The organism is Nocardiopsis sp. N85, assembly GCF_028882275.1.
Taxonomy (GTDB): Bacteria; Actinomycetota; Actinomycetes; order Streptosporangiales; family Streptosporangiaceae; genus Nocardiopsis; species Nocardiopsis lambiniae.
Genome location: NZ_JARBUT010000001.1, coordinates 766687 through 786430, shown reverse-complemented (window position 1 = coordinate 786430; position 19744 = coordinate 766687). Strand labels below are relative to the sequence as shown.

Annotated in this window: 18 protein-coding genes and 1 pseudogene; 8 read left to right on the top strand and 11 right to left on the bottom strand. The window is 72.7% G+C overall.

All coding sequences use genetic code 11. The annotated features are described in order from the left end of the window. From folP to PWG71_RS03325, 7 genes are all read right to left on the bottom strand, one after another. A complete protein-coding gene (gene folP, locus PWG71_RS03355) occupies window positions 1–861 on the bottom strand; it encodes a dihydropteroate synthase (protein ID WP_274807958.1) in 861 nt (286 codons plus the stop codon). Next, window positions 858–1823 (bottom strand): glucosyl-3-phosphoglycerate synthase, encoded by a 966-nt coding sequence (locus PWG71_RS03350; RefSeq protein ID WP_274807957.1) that lies wholly within the window; start codon window positions 1821–1823, stop codon window positions 858–860. Before PWG71_RS03350 ends, folP begins: the two co-directional genes overlap by 4 nt. A gap of 491 nt (window positions 1824–2314) precedes the next feature. After that, entirely contained in the window at window positions 2315–2989 is a 675-nt protein-coding gene (locus PWG71_RS03345) for a carbohydrate kinase family protein (RefSeq protein ID WP_274807956.1), read from the bottom strand. A gap of 309 nt (window positions 2990–3298) precedes the next feature. Next, entirely contained in the window at window positions 3299–4015 is a 717-nt protein-coding gene (locus PWG71_RS03340) for a gamma-glutamyl-gamma-aminobutyrate hydrolase family protein (RefSeq protein WP_274807955.1), read from the bottom strand. Window positions 4016–4041: 26 nt separating this feature from the next. Next, the gene (locus PWG71_RS03335) at window positions 4042–4806 is read right to left on the bottom strand and encodes a 3-oxoacyl-ACP reductase (protein WP_274807954.1); all 765 of its coding nucleotides are present in this window, start codon (window positions 4804–4806) and stop codon (window positions 4042–4044) included. A gap of 50 nt (window positions 4807–4856) precedes the next feature. Continuing rightward, window positions 4857–6251 (bottom strand): aldehyde dehydrogenase family protein, encoded by a 1395-nt coding sequence (locus PWG71_RS03330; RefSeq protein WP_274807953.1) that lies wholly within the window; start codon window positions 6249–6251, stop codon window positions 4857–4859. Between the two features lie 69 nt (window positions 6252–6320). Further along, entirely contained in the window at window positions 6321–7691 is a 1371-nt protein-coding gene (locus PWG71_RS03325; protein WP_274807952.1) for a glutamine synthetase family protein, read from the bottom strand. A 236-nt stretch (window positions 7692–7927) separates the two neighbouring features. Between PWG71_RS03325 and eat the strand changes: the two genes are divergently transcribed. From eat to PWG71_RS03305, 4 genes are all read left to right on the top strand, one after another. Continuing rightward, a complete protein-coding gene (gene eat, locus PWG71_RS03320; RefSeq protein ID WP_274807951.1) occupies window positions 7928–9385 on the top strand; it encodes an ethanolamine permease in 1458 nt (485 codons plus the stop codon). Window positions 9386–9461: 76 nt separating this feature from the next. Beyond that, entirely contained in the window at window positions 9462–10226 is a 765-nt protein-coding gene (locus PWG71_RS03315; protein WP_446724966.1) for a FadR/GntR family transcriptional regulator, read from the top strand. 83 nt (window positions 10227–10309) lie between these two features. Next, complete coding sequence (locus tag PWG71_RS03310; RefSeq protein WP_446724965.1) at window positions 10310–11125, top strand: TetR/AcrR family transcriptional regulator; 816 nt, start codon at window positions 10310–10312, stop codon at window positions 11123–11125. Between the two features lie 41 nt (window positions 11126–11166). Continuing rightward, window positions 11167–12411, top strand: a complete 1245-nt coding sequence (locus PWG71_RS03305; RefSeq protein ID WP_274807949.1) for an FAD-dependent oxidoreductase — start codon at window positions 11167–11169, stop codon at window positions 12409–12411. Here PWG71_RS03305 and PWG71_RS03300 read toward each other — a convergent pair. Continuing rightward, window positions 12332–13273, bottom strand: a complete 942-nt coding sequence (locus tag PWG71_RS03300) for an EamA family transporter (protein ID WP_274807948.1) — start codon at window positions 13271–13273, stop codon at window positions 12332–12334. The genes PWG71_RS03305 and PWG71_RS03300 overlap by 80 nt on opposite strands. Before the next feature lie 107 nt (window positions 13274–13380). Here PWG71_RS03300 and PWG71_RS03295 point away from each other — a divergent pair, with 107 nt between their 5' ends. Together PWG71_RS03295 and PWG71_RS28740 are read left to right on the top strand one after the other, a co-directional pair. Then, complete coding sequence (locus PWG71_RS03295; protein ID WP_274807947.1) at window positions 13381–14286, top strand: LysR family transcriptional regulator; 906 nt, start codon at window positions 13381–13383, stop codon at window positions 14284–14286. Between the two features lie 115 nt (window positions 14287–14401). After that, window positions 14402–14524, top strand: a pseudogene (locus PWG71_RS28740) (IS982 family transposase); the annotation flags it as partial. On the opposite strand, the gene PWG71_RS03290 reads toward PWG71_RS28740, so the two are convergent. Then, window positions 14512–15126, bottom strand: coding sequence for a helix-turn-helix domain-containing protein (locus PWG71_RS03290; RefSeq protein ID WP_274807946.1), 615 nt, complete (start codon window positions 15124–15126; stop codon window positions 14512–14514). The pseudogene PWG71_RS28740 and the gene PWG71_RS03290 overlap by 13 nt on opposite strands. Before the next feature lie 90 nt (window positions 15127–15216). On the opposite strand from PWG71_RS03290, the gene PWG71_RS03285 reads away from it, so the two are divergent. Both PWG71_RS03285 and PWG71_RS03280 read left to right on the top strand, forming a co-directional pair. Beyond that, a complete protein-coding gene (locus tag PWG71_RS03285) occupies window positions 15217–16161 on the top strand; it encodes an NAD(P)/FAD-dependent oxidoreductase (RefSeq protein WP_274807945.1) in 945 nt (314 codons plus the stop codon). Next, window positions 16158–17387 (top strand): MFS transporter, encoded by a 1230-nt coding sequence (locus tag PWG71_RS03280; protein WP_274807944.1) that lies wholly within the window; start codon window positions 16158–16160, stop codon window positions 17385–17387. Before PWG71_RS03285 ends, PWG71_RS03280 begins: the two co-directional genes overlap by 4 nt. Before the next feature lie 245 nt (window positions 17388–17632). On the opposite strand, the gene PWG71_RS03275 is transcribed toward PWG71_RS03280, so the two are convergent. After that, window positions 17633–18652 (bottom strand): glutathione S-transferase family protein, encoded by a 1020-nt coding sequence (locus PWG71_RS03275; RefSeq protein WP_274807943.1) that lies wholly within the window; start codon window positions 18650–18652, stop codon window positions 17633–17635. 150 nt (window positions 18653–18802) lie between these two features. Continuing rightward, window positions 18803–19696, bottom strand: a complete 894-nt coding sequence (locus tag PWG71_RS03270; protein ID WP_274807942.1) for a hypothetical protein — start codon at window positions 19694–19696, stop codon at window positions 18803–18805. Window positions 19697–19744 lie beyond the last annotated feature (48 nt).

The following is a 19744-nucleotide window of genomic DNA, read 5'->3' as shown; positions in this document are numbered from 1 at the left end:
TCACGCCAGTCCCCGCACGGTCCGCGCGGGAGGTCGGACCCCGCGAATGGCGGCGACCATGTCCAGTACCTGCCGGGTCTCGGGCACCTCGTGCACCCGGTACACCCGGGCGCCCTGCCAGGCGCACACGGCGGTGGCCGCCAGCGTCCCGGTCAGGCGCTCCCCCACCGGCAGGTCCAGGCTCTCACCGACGAAGTCCTTGTTGGACAGCGACACCAGCACCGGCCACCCCGTGGCGGTCATCTCGTCCAGGCGCCGGGTCAGTTCCAGGGAGTGCCAGGTGTTCTTGGCGAAGTCGTGGGCGGGGTCGATGAGCACCGACGCCGGGTCCACCCCCAGGGAGACGGCGCGTTCGGCCAGGCCGACGGTGTAGGAGACGGCGTCGGCCACCACGTCGGTGTAGCGCACCCGGTGCGGTCGGGTGCGCGGGGTCACCCCCGCGGTGTGGGTGCACACCAGGGCGGCGTCGTACTCGGCGGCCACCTCGGCCAGCTCCGGGTCGTATCCGCCCCAGGCGTCGTTGAGGAGGTCGGCACCGGCCTCGCAGGCGGCGCGCCCCACCGAGGCCCGCCAGGTGTCGACGCTGATGACGAGGTCGGGGAACTCCGCGCGGACGGCGGCGACGAAGTCGACGACCCGGCGCTTCTCCTCGTCGGCGTCGATCTCCTCACCCGGCGCGGCCTTGATCCCCCCGATGTCCACGATGTCGGCGCCCTCGGAGACGACCTTGCGCACCCGCTCGAAGGCGGGGCCGTCGTCCCAGGTGGCGCCCTTGTCGTAGAAGGAGTCGGGGGTCCGGTTGACGATCGCCATCACCAGCGTCTCGTGCGCACCGTACTCCCGACCCCGCAGTCTCATCACCGACCGACAGCTCCTCCCAGCACGCGTGGTCGCTCCGGGCCGACCCCGACGGCCGGTGGGCGCTCCACGATACCGACCGTACCGGTGCGCGGACGCCCCTGCTCGTCGGCGGTGTCGAACCAGCGGATCGGCACTTCAGCGCCGTGGTCGATGCCGGATCGGCGGTCGGCGATCGCGAGCAGTTCGGTGGCCATGGCGCCCAGCCCGCGCAGCGACTGGTGCCGGTGGGCGCGCCGGCCCAGGTCCACCTGCGCGATGGCGTCCACACCGCACCGCAGGTGGGTGTCGACCAGCACGGCCAGCTCGACTCCGTACCCGGAGGGCACCGACAGTTGCGCGAACAGGTCCCGGCGGATCGCCCACTCGCCGGACAGCGGCTGCACCACCCCGGACAGGGCGGGCCAGCGCAGGGCCAGCGTGGGTCGGGCGACCAGTTCGGTGACGCGGCCGCCCTCGTGGCTGACGCGCCCACCGCCCGGCAGGTCGAGCAGCCGGTCGTAGAAGCCCTTGACCAGCCGCACCCCGGGTTCGGTGAGCAGCGGACCCAGCAGGGCGGAGACGAAGTGGGGACCCCATTCGACGAGGTCGGCGTCGAGGAAGGCGATGACGTCCCCGGAGGTGACGAACTGCGACTTCCACATCGCCTCGCCCTTGCCCCTGCGGTGCCCCAGGTCGGGTCGGACGTCGACGACCCGGTGGACCACGGCGCCGGCCTCCCGGGCCACCCGCCCGGTGTCGTCGGTGGAATCGGAGTCCATGACGACGATCTCGTCGAGCAGGGGCGCGCGTTCCATCAGGTCGGCCCGGACCCGGGAGACGATGCCCCCGACGGTGGCCTGTTCGTCGCGGGCGGGGATCACCAGGCTGACGGTGAGGCCCCGGCGTCGTTTGAGGTCGACGAGCCGTTGCACGGTCCAGTCGGTGTGCCGATAGGTGCGATGGTCGAACCAGGTGTCGCTCAAGAATCCTCCCAGCGGGCTGGACTAGATCGTGTTCGGTGGACGCCGCTCGTCGCGAGCGGCGTCCCGGTGTGTTCACCGCGAGGCCGGCGAGGGGATCGGGGCGGTGTTCCCCCGTCGACCGGAACACCGCGGAAGGGATCTCGGCGGTCGTGGACCGTCCGTCGAGGACCTTTCAAGGGTGGACGGGCGGGTGTGCCGGGGCGTCGCGCGGCGGCGTACGCATCCGCCGAACACGCCCTGGTTCACACTCTGCCCGGCGAAACGACCGGAACGTATTTCGATCTTCCTTATTCCCGGTGAAATCGGTGACACCGGGGGCGTCCGGGGCGGGGATCATGGAGTGACCGATATCGACGCCCGAAGGACCCCGTCCGTGCCCGTGCCGCCCGGGAGAACGTCGCCCACCGCCTCTCCGGTCCGGGGGATCACAGGGCCGCCCTGGACGAGCACCACCGCCCGCTCGGAGACCGGATCCGGGTCCCGGGTCCCGATCACCCCGACACCCTCGCCACGGCACCGGCCAACGCGCACTCCTCCACGGGGGCGCCGCCGAGGTGGGCGTACAGGAACCCGGAGACGAACGCGTCACCCGCCCCGTTGGCGTCCACGACCGACCCTTCGGGGCGCACCGCCGGGAAGCGGCGGGGCGACGCCGACCCGCGCTCCAGGACGTGGCAGCCGGCGGCCCCGTCGGTGGCCACCGCCACCCGGGCGCGGCCGCGTTCCAGCAGCCCGCCCAGCACCGCGTCGATCCGGTCGCGGACCGCCACCGCGCTCATGAACACCACGTCCGAGCCCAGGGCGTAGTCGAGGTGGTGGGGGTCCTCCCCGTCCCAGTCGTGCAGGTCGGTGGAGACGGTGGCGTCCAGGTCCCGGTACAGGTCGCGGTTGTGGCCGACGATCGACATGTGCGCGTGGCGGGCCCGCTCCAGGAAGGGCAGCGCGAATTCACGGGGCAGGCGCAGGTCGGCGGGGTGGCGGTCGTCGTGGAAGGAGAACCGTCCGCCCCGGTCGTCGACGAGGTTGACGCCGCGGGGCGTGCCGTGCGGGGAGACCACGTGGGAGAAGTCCAGGCCGAGTTCGGCGTAGCGGTCCAGGACCATGCGACCCTGGACGTCGTCGCCGAGGAAGTCGACGAACTTGGTGGCCAGGCCCAGGTGGCGCAAGCCCCAGGGCGACGCCGTTGCCGGTGTGCCCCACGTGGTCGCGCACCGGCGGGACCTGCGCCGAGTCGCCCTCGGGGACGGCGAGGTCGGGGACGCGGACGATGGTGTCCACGCCGGCGCCGCCCACCACGAGGACGTCGTAACGGGATCCGGTCATGGAGATCCTCCTTGCGGGGCCGGGCCGGGGACGGCGCGGGCGACGGTCCGGACGCCGGGCACGACGCCGAAGGCGAGGGTGGCACATGCCGAAGGCGAGGGTGGCCCGTGCCGAGGACGGCCGGGCGGACCGCCGTCGCCGGTCGGCCCCGTTCAGCGCGACGGGACCCGGTCGCCGGCCGACGCCCGGTCGGTGAGCCAGGAGAACAGGCTCGGGTCGGCGCCCATCTCCGGGTGCCACTGCACCCCCAGGACCGCGTCGGTGTCGTCGTACTCGATGGCCTCGACCGTGCCGTCGTCGGCCCAGGCGGTCGCCGTCACCCCCGCGCCCGGTTCGGCGACGGCCTGGTGGTGGTACGAGGGCACCTCCAACCGGGTGCGGCCCAGCGCCCGGGCGGTGCGCGACCCCTCGGCGACGGTGACCGGGTGGGGGTCGAACACGCCGAGGCGGAGCCGGTGTCCGTCGTGGCCGACCACGTCGGGCAGGTGCTGGTGCAGGGTGCCGCCGCGGGCCACGTTGAGCAGCTGCATGCCCCGGCAGATCCCCAGCACGGGGATCCCCCGCCCCAGGGCGGCGGCCAGCAGCGCGCTCTCGGCGGCGTCCCGGAAGTCCTGGACGCCGGCGGTGCGCTCGCCGACGGGAGCGCCGTAGCGGGCGGGGGCGATGTCGCCGCCGCCCGCGAGCAGCAGTCCGTCCAGGGCGGGGACCGCCCCGGCCGCGTTCGCGACCGGGGGCAGCAGGACGGGCACCGCGCCCGCGGCGGCGACCGCGTCCACGTACTCCTGCGGCAGCAGGGTGGCGCGGGTGTCCCACACCCCCCACCGGGCGTGGTCGGCGTAGGCGGAGATACCGATGACGGGCGCGGTCACGACGCCCTCCCTTCCGTGACGGACCGTTACAGCGGGGTGACGTAGGCCCCGGAGATGCCGCCGTCCACCAGGAAGTTGGACGCGGTGATGAAGGAGGCGTCGTCGCCGGCCAGGAACGCCACGGCGGCGGCGATCTCCTCGGCCTCGGCGAACCGGCCCAACGGCACGTGCACCAGACGGCGGGCGGCCCGCTCGGGGTCCTTGGCGAACAGCTCGCGCAGCAGCGGTGTGTTCACCGGTCCCGGGGAGAGCGCGTTGACCCGGATGCCCTCGCGCGCGAACTGCACGCCCAGCTCACGGCTGAGCGCCAGCACGCCGCCCTTGCTGGCGGTGTAGGAGATCTGGGAGGTGGCCGCGCCCATGGTGGCGACGAAGGAGGCGGTGTTGACGATCGACCCCCGCCCCTGTTCGCGCATGTACGGCAGGGCGTGCTTGCAGCACAGGTAGACCGAGGTCAGGTTGACCTCCTGGACCCGGCGCCAGGCGTCGAGGCCGGTGGTGAGGATGGAGTCGTCGTCGGGCGGGGAGATCCCGGCGTTGTTGAAGGCGACGTCCACGCTCCCGTACGTCTCCCTCGCCGCCGCGAAGAGCGCCTCCACCTCCTTCTCGTCGGTGACGTCGACGCGCACGAACGTCCCGCCGACCTCCTCGGCGACCGCGCGGCCCGCCTCCTCGTCGAGGTCGGCGGCGACGACGCGGGCGCCCTCGGCGGCGAGCCGGCGCGCGGTGGCCCGGCCGATGCCCCCGGCGGCCCCGGTGATGACCGCGACGCGGTCCTCGAAACGGTTCATCTGGCTGCTCCCTGCTCGGATGTGGTCGGGGTCCCCGGTGTGCGGGGGGATCAGGTCTCGTCGGAGACGAAGACGGTCTTGGTCTCGGTGAAGGCGTCCAGGGCGTCGGGACCCAGTTCACGGCCGATGCCGGACTGGCCCATGCCGCCGAACGGGGTCCAGAAGCGCACCGCCGAGTGCGAGTTGACCGACAGGTTCCCGGCGCGGACCGCGCGGGAGACCCGCAGGGCGCGACCGATGTCACGGGTCCACAGCGATCCGGCCAGCCCGAACGGGGTGTCGTTGGCGATGCGCACGGCGTCCCGTTCGTCCTCGAAGGGAAGGACGGACACCACCGGCCCGAAGATCTCCTCCCGGAACGCGGGTTCGGCGGGGTCGGTGGTGGTGAGCACGGTGGGCGGGTACCAGAAGCCCGGCCCCTCGGGCGCCCGGCCCCGGAAGGCGACGGTGGCGCCGTCGACGTAGGCGGCGACACGATCGCGCTGGGCGGCGGAGATCAGCGGCCCCATCTCGGTGGCGGGGTCGCGCGGGTCGCCCACCACGACGCCCTCCACGGCGGGTCGCAGCAGCTCCAGGAAACGGTCGTACACGCTCGCCTGGACCAGCAGCCGGGAGCGGGCGCAGCAGTCCTGGCCGGCGTTGTCGAACACCGCGTAGGGGGCGGTGGCGGCGGCCTTGTCCAGGTCGGCGTCGGCGAAGACGATGTTGGCGCTCTTGCCGCCGAGTTCGAGGGTCACCCTGGTGAGGTCGTCGGCGGCGGCCGCCATGACGCCCTTGCCGACCCGGGTGGAGCCGGTGAACACGATCTTGGCGACGTCGGGGTGGCGCACCAGCCGCTCCCCGGCGACCGGTCCGGCGCCGGGCAGGACCTGGAGCACGCCCTCGGGCAGACCGGCCCCGCGCGCCAGTTCGCCGATGCGCAGGGCGGTGAGGGGGGTGAGTTCGGCGGGTTTGACGATGACGGTGTCGCCGGCGGCCAGTGCGGGCGCGGTCCCCCAGGACAGGACGGGCATGGGGAAGTTCCACGGGACGATGACGCCGACCACGCCGAGGGGTTCGGCGAAGGTGACGCTCCACCCGCCGGGAACGGGGATCTGCCGTCCGCCGGCGCGTTCGGGCGCCCCGGCGTAGTAACGGAACACGTCGCGGGCGTTGCCGGCCTCCCACCGGGCCTGGCCGATGGGGTGGCCGGCGTTGGCGACCTCCAGGTCGGCGAGTTCGTCCAGATGGGCGTCGATGGCGTCGGCGACGGCGTGCAGCAGACGGGCGCGTTCGCCGGGGGCGGTCGCCCGCCAGGCCGGGAAGGCGGCACGGGCCCGGGCGACGGCCGCGTCGGTGTCGGCGATGGTCGCGAGCGGGACGGTCGCGATGACCCGCTCGGTGGCCGGATCGACGACCGGGTGGGCGACCTGTGCGTCGTCGGGCGGTGGCGTGGCGGTGCCCACGGTTCCCCCTGTCGGTGTGCGGTGATGACGTGCTGAGGACTCGGAGCCCGGTGCCCCGTGTCCGGTGGATCAGAGGCGTTCGAAGCCCCGGAACATCTCCCAGTCGGTGACGGCGGCGTCGAAGGCGGCCAGTTCGACACGGGCGTTGTTGGCGTAGTGGGCCACGACCTCCTCGCCGAAGACCTCCCTGGCGAGTTCGCCGCCCTCCCACAGCTCCAGCGCGTCGCGCAGGGTGGTGGGGACGGTGGGCAGCCCGGAGGAGTAGGCGTTGCCGCCGAAGGGCTCGCCGGGCTCGATCCGGTTCTCGATGCCGTACAGCCCGGCGGCGATGAGGGCGGCCACGGACAGGTGCGGGTTGACGTCGCCGCCGGGCACCCGGTTCTCCACCCGCAGGGAGGGCCCGTGGCCGACCAGGCGCAGGGCGCAGGTGCGGTTGTCGTGGCCCCAGGCGACGGCGGTGGGCGCGAAGCTGCCCGGCACGTAGCGCTTGTAGGAGTTGATGTTGGGCGCCAGCAGCAGGGTGAACTCGCGCAGGGCGGCGAGCTGTCCGCCCAGGAAGTGCCGGCCGGCCTCCGACAACCCGTCTCCCTCGGCCAGGACGGGTGCGCCGTCGTCGTCGCGCAGGGAGATGTGGATGTGGCAGGAGTTGCCCTCGCGGTCGTTGGGTTTGGCCATGAAGGTGATCGACATGCCCTCCTGGGCGGCGATCTCCTTGGCGCCGTTCTTGTAGATCGCGTGGTTGTCGCAGCTGGCGCGGGCCTCGTCGAAGCGGAAGACGATCTCGTGCTGGCCGAGGTTGCACTCGCCCTTGGCCGACTCCACGTACAGTCCGGCGCCGGTCATCTCGTTGCGGACGCGCCGCAGCAGGGGTTCGACGCGGGCGCCGCCCAGCACCGAGTAGTCGACGTTGTACCGGTTGGCGGGGGTCAGGTCGCGGTAGGCGCGGTCCCAGGCCTGCTCGTAGCTGTCGCGGTAGACGACGAACTCCAGTTCGGTGCCGACCATCGCCGTCCACCCGCGTTCGGCGAGGCGTGCGCGCTGGCGGTCCAGGACGGCGCGCGGGGAGGCCACCACGGGGGTGCCGTCGTGCCAGGTCAGGTCGGCGATGACCATGACCGCGCCCTCCGCCCAGGGGGTGGGGCGCAGGGTGGCGAGGTCGGGGACCATCGCGAAGTCACCGTAACCGGTCTCCCACGAGGACATGGCGTAGCCGTCGACGGTGTTCATGTCCACGTCCACGGCGAGCAGGTAGTTGCAGCCCTCGGTGCCGTGTTCGAGGACCTCCTCCAGGAAGAACCGGCCGGACAGGCGTTTGCCCTGGAGGCGGCCCTGCATGTCGGGGAAGGCGACCAGGACGGTGTCGACGTCGCCCTCGGCGACGGCCGCGCGCAGGGCGTCCACGGTCAGCGGGGGTCGGCGGGGTGCGTCGTGCGCTCTCACCTGGGGGGCTCCTTGTCCGCAGAGGCGCCGGGGCGGCCGCCATTGGTTCGAGATCAGACCTTATCCAGGGCCAGATAACCAGCACCCTAAGTACGTGTCAATAGGGCGTTAACCCTCTTGACAAGGAAGGAGGTGGGAGCGGAGCATCTGCGACAACCCAAAAGGACCGGACTCAGACCTTTGATTCACCGGCCGGTCCCGGCGGGCGCACCCACCGACCCCCTGGGGAGCAACCGATGCCCGATCCCGACAAGAGTCCCCTGCGCATCCAGGGCGCGGACTTCTCCCGCGCCGACGACGACTACCTCGCGAAACGCCGACTGCGCCGGGGCGCGGCCGGATGGGTCCTGCTCGCGGGCCTGGGCGTCGCCTACGTCATCTCCGGCGACTTCGCCGGGTGGAACTTCGGCCTGGCCGAGGGCGGCTGGGGCGGCCTGCTCATCGCCACCCTGCTCATGGGGACCATGTACCTGTGCATGGTGCTGGGCCTGGCCGAACTCGCCTCCGCCCTGCCCACGGCCGGCGCCGGGTACGGGTTCGCCCGGCGGGCCCTGGGCCCGCTCGGCGGCTTCGCCACCGGGACCGCCATCCTCATCGAGTACGCCATCGCCCCCGCCGCGATCGCCGTGTTCATCGGCGGTTACGTGGAGGCGCTGGGCCTGTTCGGGCTCACCCAGGCCTGGCCCGTCTACCTCGCCTGCTACCTGATCTTCGTCGGCATCCACCTGTGGGGCGTGGGTGAGGCGCTGCGGGTGATGTTCGTGATCACGGCCGTGGCCATGGTGGCTCTGGTGGCGTTCATCGTGGGCATGGTCCCCCGGTTCGACCCCGCCAACCTGTTCGACATCGAGCCCACCACGGCCTTCGGGGCCAGTTCCTTCCTGCCCTACGGGTACGTGGGGATCCTGGGCGCGTTCGTGTTCGGCATCTGGTTCTTCCTCGCGGTGGAGGGCGTGCCGCTGGCGGCCGAGGAGGCCCGCGACCCACAGCGCGACATGCCACGCGGCATCATCGTCGCGATGGTCGTGCTCATGCTCACCGCGACCGGCATGCTGCTGCTGGCCCCGGGCGGGGCGGGCGCGTCGGTGATGGCGGAGTCGTCCAATCCGCTGCCCGAGGCGCTGCGCGAGGCCTACGGCGGCAACACGCTGCTCGCCGACTTCGTCAACTACGTGGGCCTGGCCGGGCTGGTGGCGTCGTTCTTCTCCATCATCTACGCCTACTCGCGGCAGCTGTTCGCCCTGTCGCGGGCCGGGTACCTGCCCCGGTGGCTGTCGGTGACCGGACGTCGGCGCACCCCCTACCTGGCGCTCATCGTGCCCGGCACCATCGGGTTCGCGCTGGCGGTGACGGTGGCCGACGGAGACCGGCTCATCAACATCGCGGTGTTCGGGGCGACGGTCTCCTACGTGCTCATGACCCTGTCGCACATGGTGCTGCGCCGCCGCGAACCGGGCCTGGAGCGCCCCTACCGCACCCCGGGCGGGACGGTCACCACCGGGATCGCGTTCGTGCTGGCGCTGTGCGCGGTGGTGGCCACGTTCTTCGTGGACATGGTGGGGGCGGCGATCACGGCGGGGATCTTCGCGGTGTTCCTGGCCTACTTCTGGTTCCACTCGCGCCACCACCTGGTCGCCAACGCGCCCGAGGAGGAGTTCGCGCTGATCGAACAGGCGGAGTCGGAGCTCAAGTGAGGCGCCGGGACCGGGGCCGCACCGGCTCCGGTCCCGCCCGCCCGTAGGCTGGTCGTACCAGCGCGCGGGGCGCACGATGGAGAGGACCGTGGTGAGGACGAACGCCGAGCCCACCGTCGAGGACGCGGGACCGGCGGCCGAGGCGGTGTTCCGGCCGGTGCGGGCGGGCAACGCCTTCGAGGAGACCGTGGAGCGGTTGCTGTCGGCGATCCGGTTGGGCGTGGTCCCCCACGGGGAGCGCTTCCCGGCCGAACGCGAACTGGCCGCCCGGCTGGGCGTCAGCCGCATCACCCTGCGCGAGGCGATCCGGGCCCTCCAGGAGGCCGGGTACGTGGAGTCGCGGCGGGGCCGCACCGGCGGCACCTTCGTCACCTACGTGCGACCGCGGCCGAGTCGGGCCGAGGCCCGGCGGGTGTTCCAGGGGATGGACGTGGACCTGGACGACCTGTTCGCGTTCCGGCGCGCCCTGGAGATCGGCGCGGCGACGCTGCTCGCGGAGCGCGGGCTGACCGAGGAGCAGGATCGGCTGCTCACCGAGCGCTCGGTGGCGGTGGACGGCGCGGAGGTCGGCGACTACCGGCGGCTGGACACCGTGTTCCACCTGACCCTGGCCGAGCTGACCGGCTCGCCCTCGCTGGCGGCGGCGCTGACCGACGTGCGGATGCGGATCAACGACCTGCTCGACGCCATGCCGATGCTGGTGAAGAACCTGGAGCACAGCAGCGCCCAGCACCGGGCGATCGTGGCCGCGGTGCGCGCGGGGGACCCGGGCGCGGCGCGGCGGGCGGTGAGCGAGCACCTGGAGGGCAGCGAGGCCCTCATGCGCGGCTTCCTCTCCTGACCGACCCCTCCCGCCCCTCCCCCTCGGTGACCGCACCGTCACCGGAACCCTTGTCTGGAACCCGGTTACGGGTTACCTTGTTCATGATGTCAAATATCGATCATGTACGGGTGCCGGACGATCTGGTGGGCGCGGCGATCCGCGCGGCGGAGCGGACGGGAAGGGATGTGGCCGACGTGCCCCTGGTCGAGATCGCGCGGGAGGCGGGGGTCTCCCGCAGCACCCTCCTGCGCCGCCTCGGGGGTACGCGCGGCGCGCTGGACGAGGCGGTGCGCGCGGCCGGGGTGGACCCCGGAGGGCGACCACCCGTACGGGAACGGGCCATCGGGGCCGGAGCCCGCCTCCTGGGCGACCTGGGCCTGGCCGCCACCACGCTGGAGGCGGTGGCGCTCGCCGCCGACTGCTCGGTGCACAGCCTGTACGCCGTCTTCGGTTCGCGCGACGGCCTGCTGGCCGCGGTCTTCGAACGGCACAGCCCGCTGCCCGAACTGGAGGAGTTCCTCGCCGACACCGGTGACGACCTGGCCGCCACCGTCCACGGCGTCCACCTGCGACTGGCCCGGGCGTTCGGCCGCGAACCCCGGGTGATGCCCGCGATCCTGGCGGACGTGTTCGCCAGACCCACCGGCCCCACCCGGGACATGCTGGTCACCCGCTTCTTCCCCCGGGTCCTGGCGGCCCTGGGCGGCTGGCTGTCCCGGGAGGTCGCGGCCGGACGCCTCCGCGACCTGCCCCTGCCCCTGCTCGTCCAGCAGCTGATCGCGCCCGTGTTCGTCCACTTCGCCCTGCGCCCGGCCCTGACCGGGGTGCCGGGCATCGACTTCCCCGACGTGGAGGAGACCTGCGCCGTGCTCCGCGACGCCTTCCTCCGGGCCGTGGCGACCGACCCGCCGCACTGAACGGGGACGGCCCCGACCGTCCCGGGAACGGGAGGACCCCCATGTCCGAACGCACGACCTGCCTGATCGCCGGCGGCGGCCCCGCCGGAATGGTGCTCGGCCTGCTGCTCGCCCGCGCGGGTGTGGCGGTGACCGTGCTGGAGAAGCACGACGACTTCCTGCGCGACTTCCGGGGCGACACCGTGCACCCCTCCACCATCCGGCTGCTCGACGAACTCGGCCTGGGCGAACGGTTCGCCGCCCTGCCCCAGACCCTCCTGGACCACGTCGCCTTCCCCATCGGCGGGAAGCGGGTCGTGACCATGGCGGACTTCCGGCGCCTGCCCCGCCCCTACCGGCACATCGCCATGGTCCCCCAATGGGACCTGCTCACCCTGCTCGCCGAAGCGGGCCGGGAGGAACCGTCGTTCACCCTGCGGATGGGCACCGAGGTCACCGGCCTGCTGCGCGAGAACGGCCGGGTGACGGGGGTCCGCCACCGGGGACCCGACGGCGAGGGCGAGATCCGCGCCGCCCTCACCGTGGGGTGCGACGGCCGCTGGTCACTGGTCCGCCGCGAGGCGGAACTGGTCCCCCGGGAGTTCCCGGTCGGGATCGACGCCTGGTGGTTCCGGCTGACCGCCGCCACGGGGCTGGAGATGGCGCTCACCCCACGGGGCGGGCGGGGCCGGTTCCTCGTCGTCATCCCGCGCGAGGACTACCTCCAGATCGCCTACATCGGCCGCAAGGGGAGCGACGCCGAGCTGCGCGCCCGGGGCGTCGAGGCGTTCCGCGCCGACATCGCCGAACTGGTCCCGGAACTGGGCGACGGGGTGAACGCCCTGGAGTCCATGGACGACGTCAAACACCTGGACATCCGGCTCGACCGGCTGCGCCGCTGGCACGGCGCGGGGGTGCTGTGCATCGGCGACGCCGCGCACGCGATGTCACCGATGGGCGGGGTCGGCATCAACCTGGCCGTGCAGGACGCGGTGGCGGCGGCGACCCTGCTCGCCGAGCCGCTCCGCGCGGGCGCCGTCGGGGACCGGGACCTGGCCCGGGTGCGCGCCCGCAGGCTGCTGCCGACCGCCGTCGTCCAGCGCCTACAGCGGACCATGGAGAAGGTCATGGCGGAGCCGATGCTCCAGGGCCGCAGGGTGGGACCGCCCGCGACGCTGGTGGCGCTCATGGAGCACCTGCCGTTCCTGTCGGCCGTACCCGCCCGTCTCATCGGTCTGGGGTTGCGGTCGGAGCACGCTCCGGAGTTCGCCCGTCGCCGCCCCGCTCCCCCGGGTCCGGTCGGGTGACCCGGGAACGGCCGCCGCCCAGCGCGGTGAGGGCGACACCGCCCACCAGCAGCACGGCGGCGGTCAGGTTGAGCGGGGTGAGTTCCTCGCCCAGGAACACGTACGCGGAGAGCATCCCGAACACCGGGACGAGCAGGGTGAACGGGGCGACCGCCGAGGCGTCGTGCTCGCGCAGCAGGAAGCCCCACACGCCGAACCCGAACACGGTCGCCACCCAGGCGACGAAGAGGAGCGCGGCCACCCCGGTCGGGTCCAGGTCGCGCATCGCGACCAGGCCCGCCCGGGGGCCCTCCACCAGCAGGGACATCGCGAACAGCGGCAGCGGCGGCACCAGGCTCACCCACACCGTCCACGCCAGGGCGTCGGGCGGGGCGGCCTTACGGGTGAAGACGTTGGCCAGGCCCCAGAACGCGGCCGCCGCGATGATCATCGAGAACGCCGTGAGCGGGCCCGAGGCGCCCTGGGCCCAGGCTGCGACGCCGATCCCGACCAGGGCCACCGCCATGCCCAGATAGCGGACCGGCCGCAGTCGTTCGCGCAGGAACACCACCGCGAAGACCGCCGTGAACACCGCCTGCACCTGGAGCACCAGCGAGGTGAGCCCGGCGGGCATGCCCAGGTGCATGCCGGTGAAGACCAGGCCGAACTTGGCCACCCCCAGGGTCGCCCCCACCAGCACGATCCACCCCAGGGCGACCTCGGGCCGTTTGACGAGGAAGACCGCCGGGACGGCCGCGACGAGGAAGCGCAGGGCGGTGAACAGCAGGGGAGGGAAGTGGTCGAGGCCGACGTCGATGACGACGAAGTTGACACCCCAGATCGCCGCGACGAGCACGGCCAGGAACAGGTGGAGGGGACGCATGGATTCGATGATGGCGGCCGCACGGATTAAGCACCAGCGAAGATTCCTACACCGTTGGATTCACGTCTGCTTCATAATGGTGGGGTCCTCCCGGAAGGAGCGCCCCCGTGCTCGACCTGTCCCGCCTGCGCGCCCTGCACGCCGTACACGTCCACGGTTCCGTCGCGTCCGCCGCCAAGGCCCTGGGCTACACCCCCTCGGCGATCTCCCAGCAGGTCGGCAAACTCGAACGTGAGACCGGCACACCGCTGCTGGAACGGCGCGGGCGCGGTGTCGTGCTCACCGACGCCGCCGCCATGCTCGTGGGCACCGCGGGGCGGGTGCTGGCCCTGGTGGAGGAGGCGGAGGTGTGCCTGGAGGAGCGGCGCGGGCGGCCCCACGGCCGGTTGACCGTCGCCTCGTTCGCCACCGCCGCACGGGGTCTGCTGCCCGGGGTGCTGGCCGAGCTGGCCGCCACCCACCCGGCCCTGGACGTGCGGCTGTTCGAGGAGGACCCGCACGCCACCCCGCACATGGTCGCCCAGGGCACCGTGGACCTGGCGGTGGTCCACGACTGGGACATCGCCCCCATGAGCGTCCCCGAGGGGGTGGTGAGGGAGCGCGTCGGCGAGGACCGGTGCGACGTCCTGCTGCCGCCGGACCATCCGCTGACCGCCCGCACGACACTGACCCGCGCCGACCTGGCCGGGGAGCGGTGGATCTGCCAACCCCCGGGCACGGTGTGCCACGACTGGCTGACCCGCACGATGCGCGCCATCGGCGCCGAACCCGACATCGCCCACTACGTGGCGGAGTACCAGACCCAGGTGGCGCTGGTGGCCGCCGGTCTGGGCATCGCCGTGGTCCCCCGACTGGGCCGGGGGACGCTCCCCGACGACGTCGCGGTGCGGCCCGTGGATCCGACGCCGGTGCGCGGCATCGCGGTGCTGTGGCGCGAGGGCACCTCCCGCCGCCCCGCCGTCACCGAGACGGTCCGCGTCCTGCGCGCCCACGTCGCGACGCTGTCGACTTGACCCGGCCCGGATCCCGGGACGGGGCGCTCCTGGACGGGCCTTTCCAGAAGCCTGCGCGCACGAAGGGAAGGCGTCCGTGATCCGGTGTGCCCCGGGACATGGACGCCCTCGTGACCGCACGGTCGAGGGCGTCGGCGTCCGGGTCGCTCAGCGGGCGCTCTCGTCGTCCGCCGCGATCTGGCGCCACTTCCGGACCGGCCGGGCGGTCGGCCGTTCACCGACCGCCTATGACCGCTGAACACATTCGGAAGGACTCGTCCAGCGGGTGGGCTTGGCCCTGATGTGGACTCGTTCGCCCTGGCCACCGAAGATGCTGAGGACCTCGACCGTGCCCTCGCCGGTGGAGCCGAACCAGTGGGGGTGCCGGGTGTCGAACTCGGCGACTTCGCCCGGTCCGAGGGTGACGTCGTGGTCGCCGAGGACGAGGCGTAGCCGTCCGCTGAGCACGTAGAGCCATTCATAACCGGGGTGCGTGCGGGTGAGCGGGTCCGATTCGGCCGTGGGGATCGTCAGCTTGTACGCCTTCGGCTCCCCCTGGGTCCGGGACAGCGGCACGATGACCCGTCCGCCGGACCGGTGGGCCTCCTGCGGCATACGCGGGTCCACGATGCGGGGCGCGGCCACGATGTCGTCGAGAGGCACGGCGAGCGCGGCCGTGATCGGCAGCAGCAGTTCCAGGCTTGGCTTTCGCTGCCCCGATTCCAGCCGCGACAGGGTGCTCTTGGAGATGCCCGTCGCGCGGGTCAGATCGGCGAGGGAGAGGTTCTTCTTCTCCCGGAGGCGGCGCAGCCGACCTCCGATCTGGCCGAGGGTCGCGTCGAAGGCGGGATGCGTGGGCATGCCCCCATCGCAGCAGATCGTTCCTGTTTCGGCAACGGAATTTGCTGAAAGGTGACCGCTGGCGCAGGGTCGACGGCGGAGGTAACAGACATGAATCGTACGTGTGATGTCGTCATCGTCGGGGCCGGAGCCGCCGGTCTGACGGCGGGGATCGTGCTGGCGCGGGCGCAGTCGGAGGTCGTGGTCCTGGATGAGGGCAGGCCGAGGAACGCGTCGGCAGCGCACATGCACGGCTTCGTCTCACGGGATGGCGTGAGCCCGTCCGAGTTCCTGATGATCGGACGCTCTGAGCTCTCCCACTATGGGGCAACGCTGATCGAGACCCGCGTCGTGGCGGCCGAGCGCACCGACGACCACTTCGTCATCCACACCGGCGACGGGCAGGAGATCTCGTCCCGTGCCGTACTGGTCGCCAGCGGGCTGACGGATCAGGTGCCGCACACGCCAGGGGTGCACGAGCTCTGGGGCACCGCGGTGCACCACTGCCCGCACTGCCACGGCTGGGAGGTACGCGGCCGGGAACTCGCCGTGCTCGGCGGCGGAGTGCCGCACATGACGGTGCACCAGGCAGCGTTGCTGCGCCGCTACACGGACCGGGTGACCCTGTGCCCCGGGGAGATGGAACTCTCCTCCGGGGACCGCTCACGGCTGACGGCCTTCGGGGTGAGGATCATCGACGGCGCGATCGAGCGTCTCGTGACCGACGACGGCCGGTTGACCGGCGTGGCGTTGGCCGACGGGAGCGCCGTGGCTTGTGAAGCGGTGTTCATCGCGCCGGCCCCTCGGGCGAACGACGACGTCCTGCACGCGCTGGGCTGCCGGTTCGATCCGCGGACCGGGTGGGTGCACACGGAGCCCGGCGGGGCGACGAGCGTGCCGGGAGTATGGGCGGCAGGCAACGTCAGCAACCCGCGCGCGCAGGTGATCACCGCAGCCGGGGAGGCATCGGCGGCGGGCATCGCGATCTCCGCATGGCTGCTGGAGCGAGACCTTGCCGCGGCCCAGGCCGTCGCGAGCGCCGAGGACGGACGGTGACGGCCGCCGCGCCCGCGAGGCGCCGCCTACCCACCGGGGTGTACCTGCTGTCCTTCAGCCTGTTCGCGATGGGCAGCGCCGAGTTCCTGCTCGCCGGGGTTCTCCCGGTCGTGGCCGAGGACATCGGCGTGAGCCTGGCCGCCGTGGGCGGCCTGATCACGGCCTTCGCGATCGGCGTCGTCATCGGCGGGCCGCCGTTCGCGGTGATCAGCCTGCGGTGGCCGCGCCGGACCGCCCTGGTCGTCACCCAGCTCGTCTTCGCCGCTTCCATCGCGGTCGGGGTGCTCGTCGGCACCTACCCCGCGCTGCTGATCACCAGATTCATCGCGGGCCTGGCCTACGCGGGCTTCTTCGCGGTCGCCGCTGTGACCGCGGTCGGACTCGTCTCCCCCGACCGGGCGGCGAGGGCGTCCGGCGTCGTGGTCAGCGGACTGAGCCTGTCCATGATCCTCGGCGGCCCCGCCGGAACCTTCATCGGCTACCAGACCGGTTGGCAGAGCGGGTTCTGGCTCGTCGTCGCCCTCACGCTCGTCGGCGCCGTCGCTGTCGGGGTCACCATGCCTTCGAGCCCCCCTGCCGTCGAGCCGAGCGTGCGCCGCGAACTCGCCGCGCTCCGGCGGCCGAGGCTGTGGCTGGTTCTCCTCGCCACGTTGCTGAGCACCGCCGCCTACATGGTGACCTTCAACTACCTATCCGAGATCCTCCGGACCGTCACCGGCATCGCCGACGCGTGGATCGCCGCGGTGCTGGTCATCTTCGGTGTCGGCGCCTACCTCGGTCTCGCTCTCGGCGGTCGTATCGCCGACCGACACCCGCATCCGGCCCTGCTGACCGGTGCGTCAGGCATCGTCGTCGCCTCGGTGCTGATCGGGACCTTCCCCGGCCATCCCACCGTGGTGATCCCGCTCGTGCTGGCCCTGGGCGTCTTCGGTTTCGTGCTCAACCCCGCTATCTACGGCCGCGTGTTCACCCTGGCAGCCGATGCCCCCACGCTCGCAGGGGCAACGACGGTCTCCGCGTTCCAGCTCGGCATCGGCATCGTCCCGGCCCTCGCCGGAATCGCGCTCGGGGCGGGAATGCCCATCACGACCGCGGTCTGGATCGGCGCGGGTCTGGCCGCGCTCACGATCCCGATCGTTCTCCTTGAGGCCGCCGCAGGTCGCCCGGCAGACCGTCGGCTTGCAAGGACGGCACGCGGGGCCGCTGAGACCGCTCGTGAGGGGTGACGTGAGGATTCCCGGTACAGGGCCGCGAACCACCCCGGCGGCAGGAACGTTCGCTGTCCGGATCACATGATCGCTCGGGCTCGACGACCACCACAGAACCGGCCGTGTGCGCCTTCGTGCTCCCGCTGGACGAGTCTTTCCGAGTCGGCGTGGAGTGCGGCCGGTCACGAGGGCGTCCACGTCCCGGGTCGCACCGGATCATGGACGCCCTCTCTTCGTGCGCGCAGGCTTGTGGAAAGACTCCTCTAGGAGATCCCGGGGACGCGTTCGTCGGCGGGGACCGGTCCGGGCGCGGCGCCCTTCCCGAAGGGCGACCCGCCGATTCCCTCACGCCCGTGGGGGGCGAGCCACCCCTGCGGGTCGGGTCCGGCGGCGACGATCCGCGTCGGGTTGATGGCGGTGTGGACCCAGTAGTAGTGGACCCGGATGTGGTCGAAGTGGGTGGTGTCGCCGAACCCGGGGGTCTGGAACAGGTCGCGGGCGTAGGCCCACAGCGCCGGGTACTCGGTGAGCTTGGCGATGTTGCACTTGAAGTGGCCGTGGTAGACGGGGTCGAACCGCACCAGGGTCGTGAACAGCCGGATGTCCGCCAGGGTCAGGGACTCCCCCACCAGGTAGCGGCGGGTGGACAGGCGCGCCTCCAGGTCGTCCAGCCGGGCGAACACCCCGGCGACGGCCCGGTCGTAGCGTGCCTGGTCGGGGGCGAACCCGGCGCGGTAGACACCGTTGTTGAGGTCGCGGTAGACCTCCGCGCCGACCTCCTCGATCTCCTCCCGGAGCGCCTCCGGGTACAGGTCGGGGGCGTCCTTCCGGGTCAGCGGGCCCCACTCGGTGGCCAGGTCCAGGCAGAGCCGGTCGTAGTCGTTGGTGGCCAGGTGGCCGGTGGTGACGTCGACCAGGCCGGGCACGCTCACCCCGCCGTCGTAGCCGGGATCGCGGGCCAGGTAGGCCTCCCGCAGGGCGTGGATGCCCAGCACCGGGTCGAGGCCGCCGGGGCTCCCCGTCTCCTCGGTGAACACCCAGTGCGGGTCGCCCTCGATGATCTCCTGGCGGGGATCGGTGACGGCGAGCGAGATCGCCCCCTCCAGCCCCATGAGGCGGCGCACGATGACGGTCCGGTGCGCCCAGGGGCAGGCCCGGTTGATCACCAGCCGGTAGCGCCCGGCCTCGGCCGACCGGCCGAACCTCCCGTCGGCGGTGACCCGGTCGGCGAAGGCCGCCGGATCCCGCTTGATCTCCTCGGTGGGCACCTTGTTGCCCCGCATCCCGTTCCCCTTCCGGACGTGACGGTGCGCTCAGTGCCGCATCGTATCCGTTCGGGTCCGGCTTCAGGGGCGGGCGCGCTCCCTCCGTCCTCGGACACGCGCCCGCCCGACCCCCGGGTCACTCCCTCCCGGGGGCGTCCTCGGCGAGGGTCACTCCCCTTCCCGCACGCCGAGCGGACCGAGCACCTCCACCAGGTGCTCTTCGAGGGCCTGTCGCCCCTCCTCGGCGGGGCCGCGAAGGGTCAGGGTCACCACCCGGTCGCCATCGACCAGGGCCGTGGCCAGGGCGTGCCGGCCGGATCCGGTGCCGTAGAGGTACTCGAACGCGGGCTCGCCCTGCTCCCATTCGCCCTCCGCGAGGGCGGAGATCTCCTCGTACCCCTCCTCGTCGCGGGCGGGCACCCGGACCCGGTCCTCCAGGACGCGCTCCAGGTCGGTCTCGTCGCCCTCGTCCCAGGTGAGGACCGCCTCGAAGGCGTCGTCCTCGATGAGGGTGAAGACCCGCTCCCCGTCCCCGTCCTCCGCCATCTCCCACACGTCCGGGTCCAGGGAGGGCGGAGCGTCGGGGGAGGGCGAGGGTTCGGGGGACGGTTCGTCGGAGGGGACCGGCTCGTCCGACGCGGTGTCCTCGGGGGCGTCGCCCCCGGAGCCGCCGGGTTCGGGGTCGCGCGCGGAGCCGTCCCCACCGGAACCGCCTCCGGTCGTGCCGCCCCCACCGCCACCGTGGTCACCGGAGGACGAGGAGCCGTCGGGGAGACCGCCGTCGGTCCGGGGCAGGGGGTCGGTCGTGGTCGCCGACGGGTCGTCGTGGGGTGTGGTCTCCAGCAGGGGGCCGTCGCCATACGTTCCGGTGGACTCCGCCAGGTAGGCTCCCGGCTCCTCTTGTGCGCCGGCCAGCGCCGGGGAGGCTCCCACGAGAGCGACCACCGCCAGGCCCGCGGCGGGCAACCAGGGGGCCCCGGCCTCCTCGGGTTCGGGCAACGGTGTCTCGGCCGATCGTTCCCAGCGCTGGCGCTCGTCGTCCCAGCGCGGTGTCGTCGTCATCGTGTCCCCTCTTCCTTGTTCCGACCGGGTCCGGCCGTCCATGTCCGT